Raw genomic sequence first — 7,029 nt, forward strand, 5'->3', positions numbered from 1 at the left:
GACTTTGATTTGAATAAATTTCCAAAACACTTTTTAATAGATAAATGTAATTACTTTACTCCATTTTGTAAAATGGATAATCAGTATATCCTTTTTCGTCCGCTGTATAAAACAAATCCATATTAAGATCCTGTGATAAAGGCCAATTGTTTTCAAATCTTTCAACAAGGTCGGGATTATTGATAAATGGCCGCCCAAAAGCTACCAAATCCGTAAGTTCACTTTCAAGAACTGCTTCAGCACTTTCTTTATCAAAACCACCACAAAGGATAATCGTGTTTTTAAAATTGTTTCGTATCCGTTTTTTAATTTCCAAAGGAACCGGAGGCGCTCCCATAGCCGAGTGATCGACAAGATGAATATAGGCGATATCTAATTTATTGAGTTCCCTTGCCAAATAATCATAAGTGGCTTCTATCTCCGGATAATGAGGCATGTCACTAGCTACTCCATAAGGTGACAAGCGAATTCCCGTTTTTTCTTTTCCAATGGCTTTTGCAACGGCTGTTACCACTTCAATCACAAAACGGCAACGGTTTTCAATACTTCCACCATAATTGTCTTCTCTAATATTGCTTATTGGGGAAAGAAATTCTTCTAAAAGGTATCCGTTAGCCGAATGCAATTCAACTCCGTCAAAGCCCGCAAACAAACCATTTTCGGCAGCGGCAACATATTCTGTTTTGGCATGTAAAATTTCCTGAGAAGTCATTTCTTTTGGAACATCAAAATCTTGCAATCCTTTTAAATCGGTCCACATTTGTCCGGCTGCTTTTACTGCTGAAGGTGCTACAATCAGCGCATCTTTATGCATATTGAGATGATGGCTAATTCTTCCGGAATGCATTAACTGAACTATTATTTTACCTCCATTTTTATGAACTGCCGTTGTTGTTTTTTTCCATCCTTCTACCTGGTTCTCACTAAAGACCCCGGGAATACGGGCATATCCAAGACCGTTAGGAGATGGTGATGTTCCTTCAGTTATTATCAATCCAGCACTTGAACGTTGTTTATAATACTCCGCCATAAGTTCGTTAGGAATACTATCAATTGCTCTGCATCTAGTCATTGGCGCCATAACAATTTTGTTTTTTAACGCAATAGAACCAACTGTTTCTGGTGAGAATAATTTGGACGTTTTCATATTTTTTTTTCTTAAATAATTAGTATAAAGATATTTAAATTATTTTCAAAAGTGTCATTTATTTCTTTTTAAAATAAGAAAGATCAATCTATTACTGTTTACTATCAAGGAAAAATAGGTCTTCATAGAATTGGCCAAAATAAAATACAATAAAAATATTATCATATTTATGGCAATCAAAACCACCTCGAATACGCATAAATTCACTTAGGGCGGATGCAAGTAAATAGGAACGAAAGCCAAGAAATACCTATAGAGATTTACAATAATTTTTTTTAATTTATTATAGTCAGCATTACCGTATTTTTTTACGATAATTATTTTAATTTTTATACTTTTTTACCTACAATAAAATATAAAACATGTACTTTATCGATTATTTAAGCTTTTAAACTGTTAAACAAAACAAAAAATATAATTTTAAAGGCGTAATACTCACAGCTTAGAAAATCTAAAAATTTTTATAATAATACAGATACCTTAATTAAATTATGAAAAAACTCTACTCTAAAACCATCAATTACAAATTTTATGTAGCATTTTCAATTTTATTTTTTGTTTTATCTTTTCAAATTAAGGCGCAGCAAGCACCAACATCTCCTCAAGTTAATTTTACTCAAAGAACTGCCGCAGCGACGCCAGCTCGAACGGTTTACAATGTCAAGGGAGATTTTACAATGTTGGGCAATACCAATTTAACTCTTGTTAATTATGGAATTACTACCAACAATGAAGGAAATGCGATGAAATATGTGGATATTGACGACGATTCCAATACCTTAAATTCTTCGAAGGCTAATCTTGAACTCTCTAATTCGGGAGAAAATGGAGCTAACCCAACTTGTTCTACTGTTCTTTTTGCGGGCCTTTATTGGACCGGTAAATCAAATGATGCTGATGCTTTTACAGTTTCAAAGCAAGTTCAAAACGGCACACAACCAGTTAATGATAATTCAGCCGTAACTCACAATCAAAACATTGCCAACACTTCTTACAATTTAAAAGTGACTACGGGAGGACCTGGAAACAATCATTACCCAATCTATACTTTTGCAGGTAGCAACACTTACGTATTTAATTACACTAATACTCCAACCATAACTGTAACTGTAGGTGGTACAACTACAAATCTACCTGCAACGATTTCTACATCTGGATCGATAGCTACCGCCACATTAACAACACCTTATAGCATAACAGACGGTACAGTAACTATAAAAATTTATACCCTAACAAGATCAACAGCAATCGTTAACGGTACAGATTATACAATCAATTCTTCTATTTCGGTTAATGTTTCAGGCACTGTTGCTACATATACAACACTAACTAAAAATTACGATAAAAAAGTCATATCTATAAAAGGGCCAGGTGCCACAACTTATACTTCCATCACGGCAAAAACTAACGGCACCAGTTCAAATATTCTTTTCCCTGGAACATCCTACAGTGGAATTTTCATTGGTTATCAAGAAATCACCGATTATGTAAAAGCACATGGTCCAGGAGCTTATACTGTTGCCGATGTCGCTCTTACAGAGGGAACAAATGCTAATCCTGGTTTTTCTGGAGGTTGGTCAATGGTGGTTATTTATGAAAATCCTTTAATGAAAAGTCGCGCTGTAACGCTTTTTGACGGCTATGCTTATGTAAACGGACAGCGAGCAGCATCAGGTTCTTATACAACTCAAGGCGAATATGGAACAATTCCCATCTCGGGATTCACAACTGTTGGTTCAGGACAAGTAAATATGAAACTAGGGGTTATGGCAGCCGAAGGGGACGTAGCCACCAACTCGGGAAGCGATTATCTGGCAGTGCAAAAATTAAGTGCAGATCCTACAGTTTACAATACCACCAACTATTTAACGATGAACCATGCAGGAAATTCAGTCGACAACTTTTTCAATTCATCCATTTACCCAGTCCCAGCTCCGGGTACCAGCAATCCTATTTTACAAAACAATACCGGAGTCGATTTTAGTATGTTTACCATTCCGAATACCTCAAATTTAGTAATAGGAAAAAATCAAACCTCTACCACTTTTAGGTTTGGCTCCACTTATGAAGTATATACCATATTTGGTTTTGCCATGTCAGTAGATGCCTATATTCCGGAACCTAAAGGATTAATAAGTGTCAATTCAATTAATAATGTAACAAATCCGCCCACTTTAAACGCTTTACCGGGACAAACAATTAATTACTCATTGAATATTACTAATGAAGGCACTGAAGCTACGAATAACACAGTAGTTTCAATACCCATTCCGGCAACAGCAATTTTCAATACAGGAGCAACTATTGTATATCACACGTATAACGGTTTTACAACGACCAACACTCCCTACTTTGACGCAGTGACAAATAAAATCATTTGGAACCTAGGCACATTACCGATAACATCAGGTCATCCCGAATATATATTTGCCGATTTAAGTTTTACCCTCAATGTTACAACAGATTGTAATATTATATTAAGTGCGGGTTGTAGCCCCGAAGTTTCTTTAGAGACCGGAACTATAATGGGTAATGGTGCCACATCTGGATCTTCCTTTACGAAGTATTTCTTTCAGGGATATGATTCAAACTCTTGCCATTTACCTATTGAGGGCTCAATTAAAGTCGCTATCGATGCGAGTTCCTGCTTATCAAGTATGGCTGGACCCAATCAAATAACTTCGTGCGGAGGAGAATTTGTCACATTAGCGGCATCAACAGGGAAAACAGGAACATGGAGCATTATTAGTGGACCTGCCGGAGGTGGAGAACTTTTTTCGAATAACACAAGTCCAAATTCAACATTTTACAGTCCTAATCTTGGTGCATATATCTTAAGATGGACTACCAGTTGCTCTACCACAGATGATGTTGTAGTCACTTTTACACTATGCAATGTTGTAAATTTTGATGGAATTGATGATCATATCAACTTTAAAAATAACTATAATTTAAACAGCGGCAATTTTAGTATTGAAGCTTGGATAAAATCGAATGCAAGTAATAATAATACACAAACAATTATTTCCAAACGTTTAAATACGAGTTCACCTGATGGATATGATTTAAGATTAGTAAATAATATAGTTTCATTCAATTGGAATAATAATTCCATAAACGCCACTCATGCAATTGATACGAACAGATGGTATCATATTGGGGTCACTTTCGACGGAACTAACTATAAATTATACATCGATGGTTTATTAGAAAAAACTGGCTCAGGGGTAAACCCAACATCGAATAATATTGATTGTGTTTTAGGTGCGATGGCCCAAAACAGTACAACTCCCAATAATTATTTTAATGGTTATATCGATGAGGTTCGAATCTGGAATGCTTCTCTAACTATTAGTCAAATTCGCCAAATGATGAATCAAGAAATCATAAATGACGGCAGCGGCAATATTAGGGGAGCAATTGTACCCAAAAACATCACTGGAATAAATTGGACTAATTTGTCCGGTTATTTTCAAATGAATCGTACAAGTGATATCTTAAATGGCTATTTAGTAGACAAATCAGGCAACACCAAAAATGGTAAATTGAAAGGTATTTATGTTCAAGAACCAGATACCGCACCAATTCCTTATACCTCCGGAGCTAATGGTAATTGGGAAAGTGACGCCACCTGGACTTATTTTCAGGTTTGGGATGTTCCTAATAGTTTAGGTATAGATGGTACAACAAAAATAGATTGGAATATCGTTAAGACGGCACACAATATAACTTCAAATAGCAATAAAATAGTTTTGGGATTAGTAGTAAATAGTAATATATTAACTGCTGTAAGTGATTCAAAAATTGAAGTTTCCAGTTATCTAAAATTAGATGGAAAAATAGATTTAGTGGGCAAGTCACAATTAGTACAAACCATCGACAGTGATTTGGACCTATCAAGTGCCGGATCGATAGAAAGAGACCAACAAGGTCAATCCAACAAATACAATTATAATTACTGGAGCGCTCCGGTGAGTCCCATAAATACAACCGCTAACAATATTGATTATACGGTTACAAGTATAATGAAAGACGGAACGGCATCAGTACCACAAAACATAAATTGGGTTAGTGGTTATGATGGATCTTCTGGATCCCCTATTAATCTAGCACGATACTGGATATATAAATTTGATAATTCTGCAAATACTTATGCAAACTGGTCACAAATAGGTGAAACAGGTGCTCTTAGAGTTGGACAAGGGTTTACGTTAAAAGGAAGCGGAGCAGCTTCAGGAACTCAGAATTACACCTTTGTAGGAAAACCAAATAATGGAACAATAGCAACCAATAATGTTAGTGCCGACCAATTGCTTTTAACAGGAAATCCATATCCTTCTGCATTGGATGCCAATGCATTCATAAATGATAATTTAAGTTCTATGGATGGTACTCTGTATTTTTGGGAACAGTATACTACTAATGACACCCATATTCTAAGGGATTATCAAGGTGGTTATGCCGAAAGAAATTTAACAGGTGGAGTTCCTGCAACCTCATCAGGTATAGATTTTATAAGTGGTTTAGGCTCTAGCACCAAAGGTATTCCAAATCAATTTATTCCTGTGGGACAAAGCTTTTTTGTGTATGGAAATATAAATTCAGGAGGTCCTATTACTTATAAAAATACTCAAAGAGGTTTTCATAAAGAAGATGAGGTTGGCGTATCAAATATCATGTTTAAATCAACAGCCAAAGACAAGAAAGATAACGTTTGGAACAATAATAATGATATTATTAAAAAAGATACTTACAAAAGAATTCGAATCGGTTATAATTCCAATAATAATTACCACCGTCAAGTGTTAATAGGATTTATGGATGAAAAAGCAACTTCAGATATCGATAATGGTTATGATGGTTTTAATTTTGATGACTTTCCTAATGACATGTATTTTATGAATGGAGAAGATCAATTAGTAATTCAGGGAGTTGGCTACTTTGACAGAAATGAATCTTACCCTATTGGAATCAAAGCAGATACAGATGGCAAAGTAAAATTCATGATTGATGGACTTGAAAATTTTGACAAAAATGAAAAAATATTCATTTATGATTCGGAAAATGACAGCTATAACGACATCCGAAAAAAACAATATGAAGTTTTGATTCCATCTGGTGAAAACAACGACCGTTTTTCATTGTGCTTTAAACAAAAAACTAAAAAAGAAAAAGAAGAAAGTAAGGATGAAAAAGACAAAAAAAATAAAAAATCAGATGATATAAAAGTGACTAATCTTCAAGGAAAAAATGCAATTATGATTAACAATAAATCAGCTATAACAAATCTTCAAAAAGTTATTTTGTATAATATGAATGGCCAGTCAATTGCAACATGGGAGATTGAGAGTCAATCACAACAAAATATCCAGCTGCCTATTAAAAATTTAAGTTCTGGTATATATATCGTACGAATTCAAACGACAAGTGGAGATATCAGCAAAAAAATAATTGTCCCTTAAGGTTTTAAATCCGTCTTTATAAAAAACTGTCTTTCGAGACAGTTTTTTTTTGGCCCTTATTTTATTCACTAGATTCAACTAATTAATGCAACTTTTAGGGGGGAGATAAAGACATTTTTTCAAAAGAAAGGACTTTTAAAAAGCCCTCTCTCTCGAATGGAATAAATGTTCTTTATTTGCTCCTGACCAAAGTTGTAAATAATGAGCCACTTAACCAGCGAACAAAGATACACAATCGGTGTATTATTAGATCAAAACTACAATAAAAGTGAAATAGCAATTCTTATAAATAAGGACAAATCTGTTATAACACTTGAATTAAAACGCAATTGCGATTTACGCAGTGGTAAATACAGTTCTGAATTAGCTCAGCGAAAATACGATAAGCGTCAAATAAATAAACCTAAAAAAGTTTATCTT

General features: G+C 34.5%; 3 protein-coding genes. 2 read left to right on the forward strand and 1 reads right to left on the reverse strand.

Annotated features, from left to right (window positions below; translation table 11 throughout):
- Positions 1 to 55: 55 nt before the first annotated feature.
- Positions 56 to 1,147, reverse strand: a complete 1,092-nt coding sequence (locus C4S35_RS13375; protein ID WP_104000655.1) for an alkene reductase — start codon at positions 1,145 to 1,147, stop codon at positions 56 to 58.
- Positions 1,148 to 1,638: 491 nt separating this feature from the next.
- Here C4S35_RS13375 and C4S35_RS13380 point away from each other — a divergent pair, with 491 nt between their 5' ends.
- Positions 1,639 to 6,609, forward strand: a complete 4,971-nt coding sequence (locus C4S35_RS13380; protein WP_104000656.1) for a LamG-like jellyroll fold domain-containing protein — start codon at positions 1,639 to 1,641, stop codon at positions 6,607 to 6,609.
- A gap of 201 nt (positions 6,610 to 6,810) precedes the next feature.
- A partial coding sequence (locus C4S35_RS13385) for a helix-turn-helix domain-containing protein (RefSeq protein ID WP_146059552.1) occupies positions 6,811 to 7,029 on the forward strand: 219 nt, incomplete at its 3' end.

The sequence above is a fragment of the Flavobacterium urumqiense genome (assembly GCF_900108015.1).
Lineage (GTDB): Bacteria > Bacteroidota > Bacteroidia > Flavobacteriales > Flavobacteriaceae > Flavobacterium > Flavobacterium urumqiense.

Excerpts from the sequence above, each read along its gene's own strand:
- C4S35_RS13375 (WP_104000655.1), bottom strand. The coding sequence starts at position 1,147 with ATGAAAACGTCCAAATTATTCTCACCAGAAACAGTTGGTTCTATTGCG.
- C4S35_RS13380 (WP_104000656.1), top strand. The coding sequence starts at position 1,639 with ATGAAAAAACTCTACTCTAAAACCATCAATTACAAATTTTATGTAGCA.